Source organism: Staphylococcus sp. EZ-P03, assembly GCF_003344575.1.
In the GTDB taxonomy this organism is placed as follows: Bacteria; Bacillota; Bacilli; order Staphylococcales; family Staphylococcaceae; genus Staphylococcus; species Staphylococcus simulans_B.
The window spans coordinates 1-673 of record NZ_QPMO01000028.1; the positions used below are offsets into that span (position 1 = coordinate 1).

The following is a 673-nucleotide window of genomic DNA, read 5'->3' on the forward strand; positions in this document are numbered from 1 at the left end:
TTACTGTACAAATGAGTTGATAAATCTCGTTTGTACAGTTTTTTTATTCTCCTAGCGCACTATCGTTTGCTTGATCTGGTAAAAAAAGTGGTGCGCTACGCACACTACTTCTTTTACCAGATTATTTAGGGTAGACATTAGTTAGAAGTTAAGCAATTAATCTTTCCATTTCCAAAGTAATTCTCTCATTGTTGTAAAAATCAATGTATTCTTTAAACTGCGAGCGTGCAGTTTTTATATCCTTGAATTTATAATGTCTATTACCGCGATAAATTTCTGATTTCATTATTCCCCAAAATGATTCCATTGGACTATTATCTATGCATCGTCCGACTCGTGACATGCTTTGAATAACACCTTGCTCATCGAGCAAGAATTTAAAATGTTTGCTTGTATATTGAAAACCTCTGTCACTATGTAGTATTAAGCCGCTTATATTTTTCACTTTCTTTAACGCTTTATTGAAAGTATTAAAAACCAGCTGATTGTTATTTGAATAACTTATATCATAGCTTACAATTTTACCTGTTCCGAGATCTCTGATAGCGCTTAAATAAAATTTCCTTCCATTTTCTAAAATGAGTTCTGTCACATCTGTTACCCATTTTTTGTTAGCTTCAGTTTCACTAAATTCTCTATCTAATAAATTCTCTGCAGTAATAGTAGGTGTTGA

General features: G+C 32.2%; 1 protein-coding gene. It reads right to left on the bottom strand.

The features are described 5' to 3' along the window. Positions 1-148 precede the first annotated feature (148 nt). A partial coding sequence (locus DVJ99_RS11845; protein ID WP_114604383.1) for an IS3 family transposase occupies positions 149-673 on the bottom strand: 525 nt, incomplete at its 5' end.